General features: G+C 65.7%; 18 protein-coding genes. 6 read left to right on the plus strand and 12 right to left on the minus strand.

The features are described from left to right. Window positions 1-57: 57 nt before the first annotated feature. Window positions 58-1,251: an MFS transporter gene (locus ACWEQQ_RS30160; RefSeq protein ID WP_452350620.1), complete on the plus strand. Its 1,194-nt coding sequence runs from the start codon at window positions 58-60 to the stop codon at window positions 1,249-1,251. A 276-nt stretch (window positions 1,252-1,527) separates the two neighbouring features. On the opposite strand, the gene ACWEQQ_RS30165 is transcribed toward ACWEQQ_RS30160, so the two are convergent. Both ACWEQQ_RS30165 and ACWEQQ_RS30170 read right to left on the minus strand, forming a co-directional pair. Further along, window positions 1,528-2,085: an RNA polymerase sigma factor gene (locus ACWEQQ_RS30165; protein ID WP_452341777.1), complete on the minus strand. Its 558-nt coding sequence runs from the start codon at window positions 2,083-2,085 to the stop codon at window positions 1,528-1,530. A gap of 202 nt (window positions 2,086-2,287) precedes the next feature. Next, window positions 2,288-2,542, minus strand: a complete 255-nt coding sequence (locus ACWEQQ_RS30170) for a hypothetical protein (RefSeq protein ID WP_452341778.1) — start codon at window positions 2,540-2,542, stop codon at window positions 2,288-2,290. Between the two features lie 909 nt (window positions 2,543-3,451). Here ACWEQQ_RS30170 and ACWEQQ_RS30175 point away from each other — a divergent pair. The 3 genes from ACWEQQ_RS30175 (at window position 3,452) to ACWEQQ_RS30185 (ending at window position 7,137) form a co-directional block, all read left to right on the plus strand. Continuing rightward, on the plus strand, window positions 3,452-4,270 hold the full coding sequence (locus ACWEQQ_RS30175; protein ID WP_452350621.1) for an SDR family NAD(P)-dependent oxidoreductase: 819 nt from the start codon (window positions 3,452-3,454) through the stop codon (window positions 4,268-4,270). 357 nt (window positions 4,271-4,627) lie between these two features. Next, window positions 4,628-5,020 carry a hypothetical protein gene (locus ACWEQQ_RS30180; protein WP_452350622.1) on the plus strand — a complete coding sequence of 131 codons (393 nt, stop codon included), beginning with the start codon at window positions 4,628-4,630 and terminating at the stop codon, window positions 5,018-5,020. 239 nt (window positions 5,021-5,259) lie between these two features. Beyond that, complete coding sequence (locus ACWEQQ_RS30185; protein ID WP_452350647.1) at window positions 5,260-7,137, plus strand: potassium transporter Kup; 1,878 nt, start codon at window positions 5,260-5,262, stop codon at window positions 7,135-7,137. Window positions 7,138-7,269: 132 nt separating this feature from the next. Here the strand turns inward: ACWEQQ_RS30185 and ACWEQQ_RS30190 are convergent, their stop codons facing one another. The 6 genes from ACWEQQ_RS30190 to ACWEQQ_RS30215 all read right to left on the minus strand — a co-directional run bounded on the left by ACWEQQ_RS30190 (window position 7,270) and on the right by ACWEQQ_RS30215 (window position 10,832). Beyond that, on the minus strand, window positions 7,270-7,476 hold the full coding sequence (locus ACWEQQ_RS30190; protein WP_452350623.1) for a hypothetical protein: 207 nt from the start codon (window positions 7,474-7,476) through the stop codon (window positions 7,270-7,272). A gap of 264 nt (window positions 7,477-7,740) precedes the next feature. Further along, window positions 7,741-8,316, minus strand: a complete 576-nt coding sequence (locus ACWEQQ_RS30195; protein WP_452350624.1) for a dihydrofolate reductase family protein — start codon at window positions 8,314-8,316, stop codon at window positions 7,741-7,743. A gap of 28 nt (window positions 8,317-8,344) precedes the next feature. Then, a complete protein-coding gene (locus ACWEQQ_RS30200; RefSeq protein ID WP_452350625.1) occupies window positions 8,345-8,707 on the minus strand; it encodes a DUF1048 domain-containing protein in 363 nt (120 codons plus the stop codon). A 2-nt stretch (window positions 8,708-8,709) separates the two neighbouring features. After that, window positions 8,710-9,039 carry a PadR family transcriptional regulator gene (locus tag ACWEQQ_RS30205; protein WP_402766252.1) on the minus strand — a complete coding sequence of 110 codons (330 nt, stop codon included), beginning with the start codon at window positions 9,037-9,039 and terminating at the stop codon, window positions 8,710-8,712. 390 nt (window positions 9,040-9,429) lie between these two features. Further along, window positions 9,430-10,512: a lipocalin-like domain-containing protein gene (locus tag ACWEQQ_RS30210; protein ID WP_452350626.1), complete on the minus strand. Its 1,083-nt coding sequence runs from the start codon at window positions 10,510-10,512 to the stop codon at window positions 9,430-9,432. Next, complete coding sequence (locus ACWEQQ_RS30215) at window positions 10,509-10,832, minus strand: putative quinol monooxygenase (RefSeq protein WP_452350627.1); 324 nt, start codon at window positions 10,830-10,832, stop codon at window positions 10,509-10,511. Before ACWEQQ_RS30215 ends, ACWEQQ_RS30210 begins: the two co-directional genes overlap by 4 nt. Window positions 10,833-10,844: 12 nt before the next feature. Between ACWEQQ_RS30215 and ACWEQQ_RS30220 the strand changes: the two genes are divergently transcribed. Next, entirely contained in the window at window positions 10,845-11,855 is a 1,011-nt protein-coding gene (locus ACWEQQ_RS30220; protein WP_452350628.1) for a GlxA family transcriptional regulator, read from the plus strand. Window positions 11,856-12,055: 200 nt separating this feature from the next. Further along, window positions 12,056-12,853 (plus strand): crotonase/enoyl-CoA hydratase family protein, encoded by a 798-nt coding sequence (locus ACWEQQ_RS30225; RefSeq protein ID WP_452350629.1) that lies wholly within the window; start codon window positions 12,056-12,058, stop codon window positions 12,851-12,853. A 172-nt stretch (window positions 12,854-13,025) separates the two neighbouring features. On the opposite strand, the gene ACWEQQ_RS30230 is transcribed toward ACWEQQ_RS30225, so the two are convergent. The 4 genes from ACWEQQ_RS30230 to ACWEQQ_RS30245 all read right to left on the minus strand — a co-directional run bounded on the left by ACWEQQ_RS30230 (window position 13,026) and on the right by ACWEQQ_RS30245 (window position 16,850). Continuing rightward, the gene (locus tag ACWEQQ_RS30230; RefSeq protein WP_452350630.1) at window positions 13,026-13,523 is read right to left on the minus strand and encodes a nuclear transport factor 2 family protein; all 498 of its coding nucleotides are present in this window, start codon (window positions 13,521-13,523) and stop codon (window positions 13,026-13,028) included. 32 nt (window positions 13,524-13,555) lie between these two features. Next, a complete protein-coding gene (locus tag ACWEQQ_RS30235; RefSeq protein ID WP_452350631.1) occupies window positions 13,556-14,938 on the minus strand; it encodes a flavin monoamine oxidase family protein in 1,383 nt (460 codons plus the stop codon). Window positions 14,939-15,076: 138 nt separating this feature from the next. Beyond that, complete coding sequence (locus tag ACWEQQ_RS30240) at window positions 15,077-15,730, minus strand: TetR/AcrR family transcriptional regulator (protein ID WP_452341787.1); 654 nt, start codon at window positions 15,728-15,730, stop codon at window positions 15,077-15,079. 268 nt (window positions 15,731-15,998) lie between these two features. Further along, a complete protein-coding gene (locus ACWEQQ_RS30245; RefSeq protein ID WP_452350632.1) occupies window positions 15,999-16,850 on the minus strand; it encodes an LLM class flavin-dependent oxidoreductase in 852 nt (283 codons plus the stop codon). Window positions 16,851-16,906: the final 56 nt, after the last annotated feature.

The following is a 16,906-nucleotide window of genomic DNA, read 5'->3' on the forward strand; positions in this document are numbered from 1 at the left end:
ACGGTGATGTCTGAATCTCGCCAGCCGCACGGGTGGGGTGTTCGTAGCGTCGGGAGTATGGAAACGGAACTGATTGCCGTTGAACGGGTTACGGGCCTGCGGACGCCGGTGGTGTGGTTCATCGCCATCGCGGCCGCGTTCGGGACTGCCAGTATCTATCCGCTGCAGCCGGCCATCGCGGCGGTGGCCGGGTCGTTCGGGTCATCGCTCGCCGAGGTCGGGGGAGCGTTGGCGTGCGGGCCGGTGGGGTACCTGGTGGGGCTCGCGCTGCTGGTGCCGCTGGTGGATCGGGTGCCGCCGCGGACGGTGGTGGCGGCGCAGTTCTGGGCGCTGGGGGTGGCGCTGGCCGGGGCGGCGGCGGTGGGGTCGCCGTGGCTGCTCGGCCTCGCCATCGGCGTGATCGGGGCCGGCTCCTCGGTCGGGGCCCAATTGAGTTCGGTGGCAGGCCGATTCGCGGAACCGGCGCGGCGGGCGACCGTGCTGGGCGTGGTCACGGCGGGGATCTCGGCGGGAATTCTTTTGGGGCGCATCGTGGGCGGGTGGCTGGCCGATGCCATCGGGTGGCGCGGCATGCTGCTTCTGCTGGCGGCGGCCTGCGCGGTGGTGGCGGTCGCGGCGCGCGCGGTGCTGCCCGCCGAAACCGGGGACGCCGGCACCAGCTACCTGGGGCTGCTGCACGGACTGCCGGGGCTGTACGCGCGGTTCCCGGTGTTGCGGCTGGCTGCCGGGCGAGGTGCGTTGTGGTTCTTCGCCTTCTGTGCGGTGTGGGCCGGACTGTCGGTGGCCCTGTCGGAACCGCCGTTCTCGTATTCCGCCGAGCGCATCGGGCTTTACGCCTGCGCCGGACTGCTCGGCATCGTGGCGACGCGGGTCGCCGGGGCCTGGACCGATCGGGTCGGGGCGCGCCGGGTGATCCTGGCCGGGCTCGGGCTCGCGGCCGCCGCGACCGTGATTCTCGCGACGAGCCTGTCGAATACCGTTGTCACGCTGGCGTGCCTGGGCCTGTTCGATGCCGGATTGTTCGCCGCGCAGGTCGCCAATCAGAGCACCGTGCTCGCCATCGATCCGGCCGCGACAGCGCGTTTCAACAGCGCGTACATGCTGGTGTACTTCGTCGGCGGCAGTGCGGGCACCGCGTTCGGCGCGGCCGCGGTGAGCTGGTTCGGCTGGGCGGCAACTGCTCTCGTCGCCGCCGGCGCGATCGTGGGCGCGGCCGCGATCACCGTGTCGGTGCGCGCGGCCCGCGCCTGACGCTCCCTTCGACGCGGGTCAGGTGACAGGCGCCGTCGGTGCAGGAGCGTTGCAGGCGTCCTCGTGAGATCGTCTGGATCAGGCCGATCGCCCAGCACACGGGACAGCCGCGCAGGGCCAGGACACCGATCGGCAGCAGTAGCAGACTCGGTATGCCGAAAACCGGTGCCAGGGCGACCGATCCGGCGAGCAGCCCGAATCCGATGACTCCTCGTGCCAGATGGGCAGGGACGGACGTGCTGGCGAAAGACCTTTCGCCCGAGGTGAGACGACTGTTCATTCCGCTGCCGCCTCCTTCCAGGCATCCAGCTCGGAGCGCACGGTGGTGCGGGCACGGTGCAGCCGAGACTTCATCGCCGCCGTGCTCAGCCCGACCGATTCGGCCACCACACTTCCCGGCAGGCCCTGAACGTCACGCATGATCAGTACCCGGCGCTGATCGGCGGGCAAGGACGCGATGGCCGCGGCCACCCGCTCGATCTCCAGCCGGGCCAGCACATCGTCCTCGGCCGAGGCGGTGCACGCCTCGGCACTCGTTTCGGAGCGCCGGGCCATATCCGCGACTCGCCGCAAGCATTCGTTGCGCACGATCCGAAACATCCAGGAGGCCAGCGCACCCGTGGCCCGCAGAGTTCCGATCTTGCGATACAGCACGATCATCGCCTCCTGCGCCGCATCCTCGGCATCCTGACTGCTCGCGCACAGCGAATACGCGAACCGCCGCACATGCGGATGCGCACCGGAAACCAACGCCGCAATCGACGCCTCATCCCCGCCCTGGGCCGCGACCACAATGTCCGCCGCAGGCCACGAGGACGGCGTGCCCCTACCCACGCGACCGCTTCCGATTACGCAGGAACAGCACACAACTACAAACCGACACAGCCGCAACAACCACGGCAACGACCACTACGGTCATGAGAACCCTTCCTCCACGTGCCGACCTGGAAGCCCGCACCCCCATAAGAGCAACCAACCGCGAAAAGGATTCACCACCCACCCGATTCGACCCATCCATGCCGAGAGGCCATGAGGCTCAGCGTCGCCGCCGCTCCCGCCGCTCCCGCTGGTTGTCCAGTCGTTGCTGGATCCGTGGCCACACTCTCGGGGTTACGAAGCGTCGGAACCCTGCGACCAGTAGCCCGGCCAGCCCGCCCCACTCGTGTCCGGGGTCGTTGTCACTGTCGGCGACGTCGGTGCCCAGGCCTCGATTCCGGGCGGGCCACAGCCGCCGCGAGACAGTGATCACCGCAATGCCCAGCAGCGCGATGAGGACGAGCTCCAACCACATTCAGCGCTCTTCTCAGCGGTATCGGTACAAGGCGGCGCTGTCCATTTTCACCGATGACTATCGGCGGTTCAATCGCCCCGAAGCAGCAGCCGGGGCGGCGATGACGGCCTACGCGCTGACGACGAGGAAGCTCGCCCGTCGTATGCCACGCCGAGCATGTCCTCACTGTCGGCAGCGAACCGGGGATCGCCGGAATAGTTCGGTGGAAGGTAGCGACCAATCCATCGGATCCATCGCGACGAATCAACCACCCGGATAGCGACGAATCAACCACTAACTTTGCGACCAATCAACCAGCCATGCTGCGACCAATCAACCACCTGCTGGACGAAAACTGATCATGATCGGGCGCTGAGCCGGTCGGCGGCTTCGGCGATGTAGGGCAGCATGCCGAGGTCGTGGCCAAGATTGGTGCTGGGTGGGAGCGGGGGCAGCCGACTGTGGTCAGGTAGACCTGCGGCCATGACCCAGCGGCACCGCACGGCTCGTGGGCGGGCGCGAGCGGGCAGGCCTGATCTGTGATGGCGGGCTATCGGCTTCAGCGTCGGGGCATGTCAAATATCCGTCAAACCGGGCCCGGAAGTATTGCTTGGGGTTGCTTGATGGGGTGATATCCCAGATGTGACTGCAACTGTCGACCCTCGTCGCGCCTTGCGCGTTGCTGTCGACGTTGCCCGGTACCGAGTCGAGCGCATGCCGTCCGCTTTGGAGCTCTTCGGCTTCCAGAGTGAGGACGAGCCGCCGAGTCCGGCCTAGCTGGTTCGTCATATTCCTTGCTGCGCAGCGTATCTGCGCCGCGGTGTCGCCAGTGTCAGTGCGACGTTCCACACCTTCCCGCGAGTGTCATCGCGAACATCTCGTGTGCTTCCGCGCCTCGGCGCGGGCCACCCCCTCATTGATCGGAGAGCTATGTCCGCAACCCTGTCCAGCGCCCGTACCGTCCTCGTGACCGGGGCCGATACGCGCCTCGGTTTCGCGACGGCGCAGCGGGTGATCGCCGACGGCGATACCGTCATCGCGCACATTCTGGACAAGAACCATGCCGACGAGACGATGCAGCGGCTGCAGGCTACGGCCGAGCCCGGCCAGGTGTGTATGGTGCAGGCCGATTTCACCCGCCTGGCCGAGGTCGACGAACTCGGCCGCACACTGGCTGCGGAGTTCACTCGCCTGGAAGCGCTGATCAATGTCGCGTCCATCGCGGCTCCCGATGCGCGCACTCACACCGAGGACGGGCACGAAATGACGTTCCAGGTCAACTATCTCGCGCCGCACCGCCTGACCATGGCGCTGATTCCCGCGCTCGAAGCGGCCCGGGGTCGGGTCGTCACTGTCACGTCGAGGCTGCATGCCGCCGGGAACATCGACTACTCGGACCTGGACCGCAATCGCGGTATCTACACGCCATTCGCGATCTACGCGCAGTCCAAGCTGGCGCTGACCATGTTCAGCCGCTCCCTGGCCGAAACCGGGCCGGACGGACTGACCTCGGTCAGCGTGCATCCGGCCGACTTCGAGATCGACCTGCCGCGCCTGCGTAGCCACCGCACCGCGCCGCTCGACAGCGCCGCAGCCCTACTGGTGCAGCTGGCCACATCCAGCACGCCGGTCATGAACGGCGGCTACTACGAGGGCACTGCGCCTATGAAAGCTGCTGCACTGGTGCGTAATTCGCGTGCCCGCACCCGGCTCGCCGCGTGGAGCAACCAACTCACCCACACCGCCTGACCCAGTCGGGATTCTCCGGGAGCAATACATGCCCAAACGAGCCAGTAAGAAGCGCGCCCGCCGCAAGAAGAAGGCGAACCACGGCCACAAGCCCGGCCAGGGCTGACCAACCTCCGGCGCAGCCGTCACCGGCATGTCACGGGTGCGCCGAGGACAGGAGCCGCCGCGATCCCGAATGGGCCGCGGCGGCTTCGTCATCAGGTCGTATAGATATTGCAAAGAAGCAGGTCGACAGCGCCAAAGGTGCGTCAACGCGGCTGTTGCCACCGCCCCGACGCGCCTATCTTCCATCTTCCGTCCGGAGGATTTTCGGGCAAAGAGGAGATGGTTCGATTGGTCGGCGATCACGATGACCCGATGCTGCTGGACGAGCTGGCAACCCATGGCCACGTCGTCGAGATCCTCGACATGCTTTCCGAATCCGGGTGCAATACAGCGCTTCTGCAGAGATTTGTGTCGGCGCAGGGCGCGGATCTGGCGTCGGCTCTCCGCTTGATCGCGGCGCATGGCCTCCTCGTCACCGATAACCACGGCAGTTGGGACGAGCCCCTGACGGTTCCCGGGCCGCTGCGGCTGACCGACCGGGGCGAGGCGGTCGCACGAGCGCTGTCGAACACCGCCGCAAGAAGGACTCCTCACGATGGCGGCCGGCTTGCAGAGTATCGCTCGGTCCTTGAAAGAGCCGCCGGCCGAGTGCTGAGCTTGCGCCGCAACAGGGCGGGAGGGATTGCCGCGACGTCTCGAGCCTGACATCGCGTTGGCCGAGACCCGTTTCGGCCCTTGCAGTGGTCACCGCCGCGCTGGAATGAGGGCGTGTCGGACGTTGTCCCTACGAGCCGGTAACGTCCGGCACGATTCGCGGGCACCCGCACGGCCGCCCGCTCGGAGGAGGTACCACTGTGACCGAGCAGCGACCGACTGGAGCAACGGGTGACACCACCGCCCCGCACTCGACACCGGGCGTATCCGCCGCGCACGACACGGCCCGGCTGGCGGTCGTGGTCGGTGCGCTCGGTGTGGTGTTCGGCGATATCGGCACCAGCCCGATCTACACCCTGCAAACGGTGTTCGATCCCGGTGACCCGCATCCGGTTCCGGTGAGCCGGGACAACGTGTTCGGTGTCGTGTCGCTGGTGTTCTGGTCGGTCATGATCATCGTCACCGTCACCTACGTCCTGCTGGCGATGCGCGCCGACAACGAGGGTGAGGGCGGCATCATGGCGCTCATCACGCTGCTGCGGCGCTGGGTCGCGCCGGGCGGGCGGCGCACCGCGCTGGCGCTGTCGGCGCTCGGAATCTTCGGTGCGTCACTGTTCTTCGGCGACAGCATGATCACCCCGGCGATCTCGGTGCTGTCGGCCGTCGAGGGTCTGAAGGTCGTACAGCCCTCGCTCGCGGAGCTGGTCGTGCCGATCACGGCGGTGATCATCATCGGACTGTTCCTCGTACAGCGGCGCGGCACCGCGGCGGTGGGCCGCATGTTCGGGCCGGTGATGATCGTGTGGTTCGTGACCATCGGCGCACTGGGCGTCACCGGCATCGCCGCGCATCCGGAAATCCTGAAGGCGCTCGCACCCACCTATGCGCTCGGATTCCTGTTCGGCCACTTCGGAATCGCGTTCTTCGCACTCGCCGCGGTCGTGCTCGCGGTCACCGGCGCCGAGGCGCTCTACGCCGACATGGGGCATTTCGGCCGGCGCGCCATCACGCGGGCCTGGCTGTTCCTCGTCTTTCCGGCATGCACGCTCAGCTACCTGGGACAGGGGGCGCTGATCCTCGACGACCCAGCCAATGCCGGCGCGCCGTTCTTCCTGCTCGTCCCCGGCTGGGGACGACTGCCCATGGTCATCCTGGCCACCGCGGCCACCGTCATCGCCTCGCAGGCGGTGATCACCGGCGCGTATTCCGTTGCCGCCCAAGCCGCCCAGCTCGGCTACCTACCGCGGCTGCGGATCGCGCACACCTCCGAATCGACCATCGGGCAGATCTATGTGCCGTGGATCAACTGGCTGCTGATGGTGTCGGTCCTGACGCTGGTGTTCGCCTTCCGCAGCTCGGCCGCCTTGGCCTTCGCCTTCGGCATGGCGGTGACCGGCACCATCACCATCACCACCCTGCTGTTCTTCTATGTCGCACGGGCGAAATGGCATACGCCCATGTGGCTGATCGCGCTCGCCGCGACCCCGCTGCTGATCGTCGACCTGCTGTTCGTCGCGGCGAACCTCACCAAGCTCGTGCACGGCGCCTGGCTGCCGCTGCTGATCGGCCTGACCGCGTTCACCATCATGACCACCTGGCAGCGCGGCCGCGAAATCGTCACCACAGACCGTGAACAGCGCGAAGGATCACTGCGCGTGTTCATCGACCTGTTGCAGGAAGGCGTGCCGGCAACGGTCACCGTCCCCGGCACCGCGGTATTCCTCAACCGCGGCAAGGAAACCGCTCCATTGGCCATGCGCGCCAATGTCGAGCACAACCATGTACGGCACCAGCAGGTCGTCTTCCTGTCGATCAAAACCGAACCGGTCCCACGGGTTCCGGTCGACCAGCGCATCGCCATCGACCACCTGGACTACCGCGAAGACGGCATCATCCACGTCACCGCCCGCTACGGCTACATGGAAACCCCCGATGTCCCAGCCGCGCTCGCATTGCTCGACCCCGCCGAAACCGAAGGCCCGCTGGACTTGGCCCAGGCTTCGTATTTCCTGTCCACCATCGAACTCCGCCCCGGCCCCGAACCCACCATGGCCCGTTGGCGCAAACGCCTGTTCATCGCCACCAGCCACATCACCGCCGACGCCGCCGAATACTTCGGCCTTCCCCGGGACCGCACGGTCATCATGGGCTCGCAGATCGAGGTGTAGGCCGGTCCGACGTCCGCTGGGGCCTGCCTGAGCCCCAGGATGTCCAGTGTTTTCGTTAGAGGTCAGCGCGGTGAACGTGTCGTTCACCCCGCCGACGATCGAACTCGAGATAGGAGCCGGGGCCGGCGTATCTCACGCGGCGGGCCGCCCCGACCAATCCTCGTGCCGCCCTCGGCGTTCGATCAGATCGATCAGGGTGTCGACGGCGGCGAGGGAGGACCACTCATCGCGAGCGGCGAGACCGGGGTGCTGGTCGGAGCGCGCGATGTACACCTCCTCCGCCGGCGACCATTGCACATGGAACGCCGACAGGCAGACTTCCCTGCCGATAATGCCCATAACCTGCCTCCAGCTTCGACATGGCCTGAGCTCCCATTGGATATCCACCCGGAAGGCGCCCCGTGGCTCTTGACGCTTCCATCACCGACCCGCGCACAGAATTTTCGATTTCTTAGCGGCGTCGGCGCATTCGAAGCGAATCACGGTACCGTCGAGTCCGCCATGACCCCGCACTAGTGTTCCGCATCAGCGGTGGGGCCTCACCCGGTCGACCATTCGACCACGCTGCGTTCCGCGTGGCGCTGATCGGTTGGGTCGCGCTGGTCATCCCGGTGTATTCGATGCCTCGAGCCGTTCGTGGCGCAGCAGAACGACTTGTTTGTCCAGCACCCGCGATTCGGTCAATCGCAGGGCCGCACCGACATTCACATCGATGAAAGCGGGCTTGCCGCCGCCGAACAGGACCGGGTGCACGAAAATGTGGTACTCGGCGATCAATCCGTCGCGCGTCAACGATGACGCGAGTTCGGACCCACCACACAGGAGGAAGTCCCCCTGCTCACGAGCCGCCGCATCGGCCAGCGACCCGAAGTCGGAGAACACGCGAGTATTCCACGGCGCACTGTCGAGCGTGCGTGACACGACGGCCTTCGGCTTGGCCAGCCAGACCGGCGCGAAGTCGGCGTCGCCGGAATGGAATGCGCATTGCTCGGCCTGAGGCCAATACTCGGACATGAAGTCCCAGGTGACTCGGCCGTAGAGGAAAGTCCCCGCCGTGTCGGCGAGTCCGCGCCAATACGCGTCGACGTCGGAATCCATGGTGGGCCAGTAGAATTCACCGTTCGGCCCTTCTATGTAGCCGTCCAGGGACTGGTGGACGACATGAACGATCTTCCCCATCGGGCGCTCTCCCTTCAAGCTGCGATGGTCAGCTGCCGGTGTCGTCGCCCATGGCGCGCTCGAGGGCGTCGACCAGCCGCTTCCGTTCGCGGTTGACCCAGGCGTCCTCCTGGTAGTTCCGTGCGAACGTCTCGATGAATTCCACCGGGTCGTCGCCGACGACCTCCCGGATCGGGGTGCGATCCGCCGCACTCTGCTCGAAAAGGTCGGCGAGGTCCTCGAACATGGCAACGCTGCCGCCCGGCCCGTACACCATCAGGTACCGCTCGAACGCGTCGATCGCCGTGCGGTAGTTCGCCGGCAGACGTCGTGCGCGCTCCTTGTACTGCCGCCACCGTCGCTTGTCGCCGAGGTCGCCGATCACCTTCGCGGTGAGTTTCGAGATATCCATGACTATTTGCCGCCTTCGTGAAGTTGTTCGAGCCGTTCGGAAAGGAAGTTCCAGCTCCTGCGGAACTCGTCGAGATAGTCCTGCCCCTGCGCGTTGAGGGTGAACACCTTGCGCGGCGGCCCCTTCTCCGAGGCGACCTTCTCGACGTCGACCAGACCTTTCTTCTCGATCCTGATCAGCAGGGCGTAAATGGTGCCCTCGGCAATATCGGAGAACCCCTGCTCCCGCAGCCACGCCGTGATCTCGTACCCGTACGCCGACCGCACGGACAGGATCGCCAGCACAATGCCTTCCAACGTGCCCTTGAGCAGCTCCGTCATCTGCTTGCCCACGGATCACCTCCTCGTACTACTCAGTGTTGCTGACTACTAGTAGATAGTAACACTGAGTAGTGAACATGCAAGTAGTCCTCACCGAAGGCCTGTAAACCCATGGACTACTGGATATTCCGTTCCGCCCAGTCGGTTGCTGACCCGACGCCGGCCGTTCAGTACTGGACGACCAGCCCTGGGTAAGAGGCATGAATCGCAAGAATCCCCAGGTCATCGACCTGGGGATTCTTGGTGGCGCTGGCGTGGGCGATTAGGTTTCCTCTGCATCGGTCTGTCGAGTTCATGGTGTCGGTGGGCGCGTACGCGTCCACCGACGGTGGTGACATGGCATCGGACGGTCGGGCACTTGGTGGCCCGGCGGACACCGATCGTGCGTTGCCTGGATGAGCGTCAGGCTTGGTGGCCGACTACCGCGGGTCGGTCATCGCCGAGGACGTCACTGGGCGAGTGGGTTCGTTCACCGAAATACAGCAGTTCCCATACGGTTTTCGCACTCAGGGAGTCGCGGTGCCCGTCACGGGTTTCGACAAAGTCGACGTCGCCGAGGAAGCGGTGGTACGCGCCACGCTGGCCGAAGTCGATCCGGAAGAGGTCGGCGTTGTATCGGAAGGTGACGGTGTAGCTGCTGCCGGATTCCTCGATCGAGTACTGCACCCGACGGTCGACCGGAACCCCGGTGTCGGGGTGAACCGATCGGTCGTCGGTGATCACCTCGACACCGTCCCCCACTCTGGCGGCGACGACCCGGTCACCCTTGGCGATCAGCAGTACGGGAACCGTTGTGCCGCCGTAACTGTCATTGACGACGAAGGTCAGCGACACGATCGTGTAGTCGCCGAGAAGCGCTCGGCCCCAGTACCAATGGTCGAGGACCTTGCGCGGCGCGATATTGCCCCAGTTGTGATCGTGGTAGCCGAGCCCGCTCAGGCCAGTGGTGCGGCCATCCATCGTCACGGTGGCCTCGACCGCGCCGCGCGCCACTACTGGCAGCCAGGCAATGTAGTGCTCTTCGTCGGGGCCGAAATACAGGAACCCTGATTCCGGACGCCACGGCGGGACCTGCGGTGTGAGGGTGAGGTCGACGGTGAGTTCGTCTATCTCGACGTGGATTTCGTAGCGCTGGTCCTGAATGCGGAATACATTTGCGCCGATACGGACGTCACAGGTGTCGGTCGCGGCGAAGAACTCTGCCGGATTGCCCAGGTAGGCCTTTTCGACGCGGCTGCCGTCAGCGCGGGTCAACGTCACCAGCACAAACGGGGTCGGTGGTGCTTTGGGTGACACGTACGGGGGTTTGGTGTGGAACTCGACGGTCAGGACAGAACCATCGTCGAGGTGTCCGTCGAAATACCACCACTCGAATGTCCCGTCGGCTGCGTCGGTCCGTAGACCGTCTTCCCAGGCGCGGATCACTCCAGGTGTCTCGTTTACCCGGCGGTAGTGGGTGTCGGTCCTGCCGACGACGGCTTTCATGCCGACTCGTTCTTGACCGCGATCACCGCGAGCGGTGATACGACCGGCGGTTCGGTGAGCAGGTCCGAGCCTGCACTCAGGATCAGCTTCGCGGCCTGACCGGCCATGTGTGATTGCTGTGCCTCCGGAGAGGCGAAGACGTCGACAAGGTAGAACGCCGACGGTTCGGACGCGGATCGTCCAGCGAGCCAGACGGTTGTCCCCTCCTCGACCTGGATGTGGGGCAAGGCGCGTTCGAGGATTTCCGCGAAGGCATCGGCTTTGCCCTCGGCTGCGGTGCAGGTGACCAGGATGGCGGTATTGGTTGTGCTCGTTGTCATGACCGTGACCCTATGAACTCGGGCGATCACTATTGCGACAAAACAGCTACAGTTTGCGACATGAGGATCGGCGTTGCCGCGATCATGGGTGGCTGGGATTCCGGCCTGACCACCGTGCTGGACGTGCTGCGGACCGCGAACGCGGCCCGCGAACGCGTCGATCGCGACATTCCCGCGATCACGGTGCAGGTCATCGCCGCCGAATCGGCACCGGTGCCCACTCAGGGCGGGCTCCTGGTCCCGATCGACTTCACCTTCGACGACTCGCGAATGGCGACTCTCGACATCTTGGTGGTTCCTGCGCTCGGAGCCAACAGCCCCGCCGGGGTGATCGATGCGCTCATGCGCCCCGATATCGCGAATTGGCGTGCGCTACTGCGTGACTGGGCCGAGCAGGGTCGTCAGCTCGCGGCCGCGTGCACGGGCACATTACTGCTCGCGGAGTCAGGGATTCTCAACGGGCGCCGGGCCACGACGAGTTGGTGGCTCACCACGGAGTTCGAGCGACGCTATCCCCGTGTCGATCTGGATATGACCCGCATGGTGGTGCAGGACGGGCACATCACCACTGCGGGAGCAGCATTCGCGCATATCGACCTCGCGATCAACCTGGTCGCGAGGGTCAGTCCGCAGTTGGCCGAGTTCACGGCCGCGACATTGCTCATCGACCAGCGGCCTGCGCGCAGTGTCGAATCCGCGCTGGGTTACCTCTCTACCGCGGACCGGCTGATCACCGACTTCGAGACCTGGGCGCGGCTGCACCTTGCTGAACGCATCTCGATCGCCGATGGTGCGGCGGCGATCGGCACAACTCGACGCACCCTCGAACGCCACATTCGCGAGCGGTTGGGCACCACCCCTAACGCCTTGGTGCAGCAAATGCGTGCGCAGCGAGCCCGCCACTTGCAGCGAACGACCAATCTCACCTTGAGCAAGATTGCTCCGATGGTCGGCTATCAAAGCACCGCCGCGCTTCGCAAGGCACTCAGCACCACCGACGACCGCGACAACACCGAAACTTGAAGGCCGGTAGACGAACTCGATCGAGTCGGCCCTCTCTCATCGCCGCCCGGAAGCCACACGCCGACTTGTCGCAATGGGTGCTTTCTGTGTCGCATCAGTGGCATTTGTGCTGCGTAGCGTCGGTCGCAATGACGAACTGGCCGTATCGCGGACCAGCACCTACTACGCGACCGCGCAGCGGTTGCTCCGTACGGAGTCCCATGATCAAGAATTTGCGGCCCAGCGAGGTCCTCACCGTCGAGAAGTCCGGCCATGTCTTGCTGATGGGCCTGAACCGGCCGGCGAAACGTAACGCCTTCAACATGGATCTGCTCCGCGCACTCGGAAACGCCTACTACGTACTCGATACGGACGAGGATCTACGTTGCGGAGTCCTCTACGGCAACGGCGAGCATTTCACCGGCGGACTCGACCTCGCGGATGTGCTTCCCCGGATCGTCGACGACAGCGTCGACTGGGCCGAGGACGAGCTGAACCCCGTCTTCACCACCGGCCCCGCCCGGACCACCCCGATCGTCGCCGCCGTGCACGGATGGTCGATGACCATCGGAATCGAGCTGCTGTTGGCAGCCGACATCCGAATTGCCGCCGCCAACGCCCAATTCGCTCAGATGGAAGTGCAACGAGGGATCTTCCCTCTCGGCGGCGCCACCTACCGGCTGCCACGGGAAGCCGGCTGGGGCAACGCGATGCGCTGGCTGCTGACCGGAGATCCGTTCGACGCCGGCCAGGCGCTGCGGTTGGGACTGGTTCAAGAGGTTGTCGCGACCGGCCAGCAACTCACCCGCGCAATCGAATTGGCTCACCGGATCAGTGCGCAGGCCCCGCTCGGTATCCAAACCACCTTGGCCTCTGCCCGCCTCGCGCTGACCGACGGTGAGGTCGCCGCCGGTGACGCGATCCGCGACCAATTGCGACGCATCTCGGTCAGCGACGACGCCAAGGAAGGCATGTTGTCGTTCATCGAACGCCGCCCGGCCCAATTCACCGGTCGCTGAAGGAGAACGAGTCGAGGCAACGATGAAGAGCACCATGCAGGACGAGTAGCTGTCGCCTGCGACGCGGCTCGCTCATGCCCTGCGTGGTTTGGGTATTGGCGAGGGTGACCGGGTCGGCAGGCGTACCGTCATTCGGGTCCTCGACAACCGCGGTGGCGGTCTGCGCGGTTGGTCAGTGGCGAATTAGTGTGCCGGTTCGCCAGCGGTATTTGAGCAGGGAAGCAACAACTTTGGGGGATACCCCGAGGAGTCGGAGGCTCGCGAGGGGTGAGGTGCTGGGGCGGATGTCGAGGTAGGTGTACATCTGTTGGCGGATGACCAGGCCGTTGCGGAATGTCCAGATTTCGGTGCCGAATTGGCGGTTGGCAGGGCCGAATCCGCCGGTCCAGGTCAGGACGATGCTGTTTTGGTCGGCGCACTGGACGGTCTTGCGGACGTGTAGTCCGAGTGTTTTTCCGACGCTGACCAGTTCGATGGTGGCCTTGCGGATGGCCTCGATGCCTTCGTGGCGGTCGTGGGCGCCGTCCATGATCCAGTCGGCGACCGCGTCGGGGGTGAACAGGGCCAGGAGTTCGTCGACGAGGCCGTCGTTGGTGATGCGTTCGATGTCGGCGGCGAACTTCGAGATGTCCGCCGGCCGGTGACGTTCGCTGTTGTCGATCGATACCAATGCGGGTTCCTTGCGTGAGTGCGGGGCTGTGGTCACGAACTGGTCCGGGAGCCGGTTGCGGTGTCGTTTCCGCTTGTGGCGGACAATATTTCGGCGATCACCCTCGCGACGCGTTCGCCGGATTCGATTGCTCCTTCGATGTATCCGGCGTGTTCGCCGGCGGTCTCGCTGCCGGCCCAGTGGATGTTGCCCACCGGTTCTGCGGAGACCGGAAGGTACCCCTCGTCGTGACCGATGACGGGCAGCGCCAAGTAACCACCGCCGACGTATCGGTCTTGGTGCCAAGACTTTTCGTGCCAGCCTCGTGGTGTGAGCACCGCGGAGCCCAGCTGTGCGGCAATGGCGCCGAGTATCAACGCGCGGCGCGCGTCGGCGGTGAGATCATCGAGCCCACGCGCCTCGGGGCCCGCGATGAGAACGCAGAGATGGCCAGGCCCGCCGGGCGTCGAGGTATCGAACACCGCCATGCCTGGATCGGTCAGTATCAGCGATTCGGCGTGGCCGTTCTCGCGCCAGAACGGGCGGTCATAGACTGCGATCGCCTTGTACACCGAACCCATATAGGTGGTGTCCTGCAGGCGATTTCGCGCGGCGGGCAGCGGAGGCGCGTGTTCGATGAGAGCAGCCATGGGCGGCGGGACGGTCACGATCACCTTGGCGGCGCGGTATGTCCCGGAAGCGGAGTGGATGGTCACGCCGGTTTCGTCGCGATGCGACGCCGTCACCGCGCTGTTGAACACCACCCTGTCGTCGAGGTCGGCCGCCAGTCGTTCGGCCAGTGTCCCAGCCCCTTCGGCGACGAGGCTTTCCTGCGCGCCGCCCGCCGTGGAGAGCATGGCGGTGAGTCCGCCTTGGAATCGGACCATCTCGAGGAACGCGTGCATCGAGTAACGGTCGAGGTCGGCGGTAGTGGACACCGAGACAAGAACTTCCAGCAGCCGGCGCGCGCGCCGGCCCGGTACTCGCTGCAGCCATGACTGCACGCTCCGGGTGGTCCATGCTCGCGGAAGACCCAGGCGCGTCGCGATTTCCCAGGCCAGCAGGACCACATTGACGGTCGCGGCCGACGCCCCGAAGTTCCCGATGGTCTTGTCGCCGTCGACGATCTTGGGCTGCTCGGGGGTGTGCATCGCGAAGACGGTCATGCCGAGCTCTGCGGCGAGGTCTTCGAAACGATGATGCCCGTGCCCGATCCACTGGCCGCCGAGGTCGACCCTCGAACCGAGCACGGTGGTCTCGGCCATCACCCGCCCGCCGGCCCGCGCCGCGGATTCGAGCACGATGACGTCGATGCCCCGTCGGTGCAGCTCGCGAGCCGCGATGAGACCGGCTATCCCCGCACCGATGACGGCAACCGTGACGGTCCGTGCGGGATCCCGAGGGCCGGGCAGGTCATGAGGATTCTGTTGGGTCATTTCGTCTCACTCCAGATGGCGAACCGGGCCGACCGAGGACAGGGAATCGCCTCGAACTAAGTCGGTCAACCGTACGGGTTACGATAGGTCGAGTGTGACCCGGGACGCAATAGGCGGTGAAGCGAAGGCCGTGGACAGCTATGACGCGTCGGTGTGAGTCGTGCTCGTTCGCCGCGCGGTACTCCGTGCGACCGGCTGCGGGTCGGCGAACAGGACGAGCATGTCCAGAGCCTGGTTCAGGTCCCGCCGGGCTCGGTCGTCATCCGGCCTGGAGATGTATTGCAGGATCAGCCCGTCGACCTGGGCCAGCGCCAGGCGTCCGAGCGTGTCGAAACCGACGGCACACCGTTCGCCCGCGGCCTGGGCGGCCTGCTCGCAGAACTCGGTGACGACCGAGCTGTAGCGCTCGAACTGCAGCTGTGCGAGGCTGCCGCCCGCGTCGCTGCGCACGGAGTACGCCATCAGTTCGTACTGCATGATCTGCAGTCCGATCTGGTTGCGCACCAACTTTTCCCAGAAGCTGGTCACGCCGTGCCGAAGGGCGTGCTCGAAGCCCTTGTCGAGTTCGAGTTCCGCCCGCAGGGCCTCGGAGATGTCGCGGATGAGCGTGGTGATGACCGCGCGCAGCAGCTTGTCCTTGGTCGGGAACACGTAGTGCAGCGTCCCGAGCGCGAGCCCGGCCTGGGCGGCGACCGCGCGCAGCGTAGTGGCCGGCACGCCCAATTCGCTGAGCGTGGTGACGGCCGCCGCGACGATCTGCTCCTCGCGTTCGGACGCTTTGACGTAAACCACGGGTTCTCCTCGCTCCGCTGGCCGACGAACTTCGCACAACTGTTGCACACCGCATAGACCCGACCTATCTTACAGTCGGACAACCGACTGAGTTTTGAGTGGGGAACCGTGCCCGATGTCGTCCCGAGTCCGGATGACCTCGAGTCCGCCAACCGCGATCCCCAACAGCCCTGAAACGACGATCGCCCGCGACCTCTGCAGAGGTCGCGGGCGATCGTTCGGGAATTGAGCTGAGGCGAAGCTACTCGAATCGGCGCACCTTGGATGGTCAGGCGCACAGGGCGCGGGTGGAAGGAACGACGTCACCGATCCAGCGATGGAGTTGGGTATCGTCGGCGGACTCCGGCCAGTACACGAAGGTGTCGAAGCCGGTTTCGGTGGCGAGATCGGCCAGAATGCGGGCCCAGCCCGCAGCGTCGGTGCGAATCGGTTCCTCGCCGCGGAGCGTGACCGGCCCGGGAGTGTCGGTGATCGTTCCGACGAGCTGTGCCATCCGGGTGATGTCGGCCGGTTTGCGTCCCGCGTCGATGGCGGCGGCAGAAATGATGTCCTGTGTCGCTCGCCATTTCTCGTACGGGAGGTAGTGCGGGATGGGCGCCGCCCAGCCGTCGGCGATGCGCCCGGTGAGCGCGTTGGCCTTGGGGCCGACGCTGCCGAACCAGATCCCGACCGGATGCGCGGGCGCGGGTCCGGACTGCACGCCCTTCACGGTGTAGTGCGTGCCTTCGACTTTCGCCTTCGTCCCCGGATGCCACATGGCCCGAATGATCGCGGTGGCCTCCTCGAGTGCCTGCAGCGCTTCGGGATTCGACCGCATCGGGCCGCCCATGGCGCCGATCGCGGGCCAGAAAGCGCCCGCGCCCAAGGCGAGTTCGAATCGTCCGCCGCTGAGGAGATCCAAGGTCGCCGCCTGCTTCCCGAGCATGGCGGGCCCGCGCAGTGGCAGGCTCGCCACATCCGGAAACACCCGCAGCCGTTCGGTTTCCGCCAAAACGGTGGCGATTACCGCGAAGGTGTCGGCCAGCCCGCCGGAGTACGGGTGGTCCTGAATGCCGAGCAGATCCAGTCCTTCCCGGTCCGCCACCTTGGCCATCGCGCGCAGCTGAGGCAGCTCGGTCACCGTCGGCGCCAACTGAATACCGAATCGTAGGTCCACCCCGCGATCATGCCAGCCGT

It is taken from the genome of Nocardia sp. NPDC004123, from assembly GCF_053603795.1.

What these genes read in the sequence shown, in the direction of transcription:
- ACWEQQ_RS30190 (WP_452350623.1), bottom strand. Translation starts at nt 7,476, where the DNA reads ATGGGCATTATCGGCAGGGAAGTCTGCCTGTCGGCGTTCCATGTGCAA.
- ACWEQQ_RS30175 (WP_452350621.1), top strand. Translation starts at nt 3,452, where the DNA reads ATGTCCGCAACCCTGTCCAGCGCCCGTACCGTCCTCGTGACCGGGGCC.
- ACWEQQ_RS30235 (WP_452350631.1), bottom strand. Translation starts at nt 14,938, where the DNA reads ATGACCCAACAGAATCCTCATGACCTGCCCGGCCCTCGGGATCCCGCA.
- ACWEQQ_RS30220 (WP_452350628.1), top strand. Translation starts at nt 10,845, where the DNA reads ATGAACTCGGGCGATCACTATTGCGACAAAACAGCTACAGTTTGCGAC.
- ACWEQQ_RS30180 (WP_452350622.1), top strand. Translation starts at nt 4,628, where the DNA reads ATGCTGCTGGACGAGCTGGCAACCCATGGCCACGTCGTCGAGATCCTC.
- ACWEQQ_RS30210 (WP_452350626.1), bottom strand. Translation starts at nt 10,512, where the DNA reads ATGAAAGCCGTCGTCGGCAGGACCGACACCCACTACCGCCGGGTAAAC.
- ACWEQQ_RS30215 (WP_452350627.1), bottom strand. Translation starts at nt 10,832, where the DNA reads ATGACAACGAGCACAACCAATACCGCCATCCTGGTCACCTGCACCGCA.
- ACWEQQ_RS30170 (WP_452341778.1), bottom strand. Translation starts at nt 2,542, where the DNA reads ATGTGGTTGGAGCTCGTCCTCATCGCGCTGCTGGGCATTGCGGTGATC.
- ACWEQQ_RS30200 (WP_452350625.1), bottom strand. Translation starts at nt 8,707, where the DNA reads ATGGATATCTCGAAACTCACCGCGAAGGTGATCGGCGACCTCGGCGAC.
- ACWEQQ_RS30225 (WP_452350629.1), top strand. Translation starts at nt 12,056, where the DNA reads ATGATCAAGAATTTGCGGCCCAGCGAGGTCCTCACCGTCGAGAAGTCC.
- ACWEQQ_RS30195 (WP_452350624.1), bottom strand. Translation starts at nt 8,316, where the DNA reads ATGGGGAAGATCGTTCATGTCGTCCACCAGTCCCTGGACGGCTACATA.
- ACWEQQ_RS30160 (WP_452350620.1), top strand. Translation starts at nt 58, where the DNA reads ATGGAAACGGAACTGATTGCCGTTGAACGGGTTACGGGCCTGCGGACG.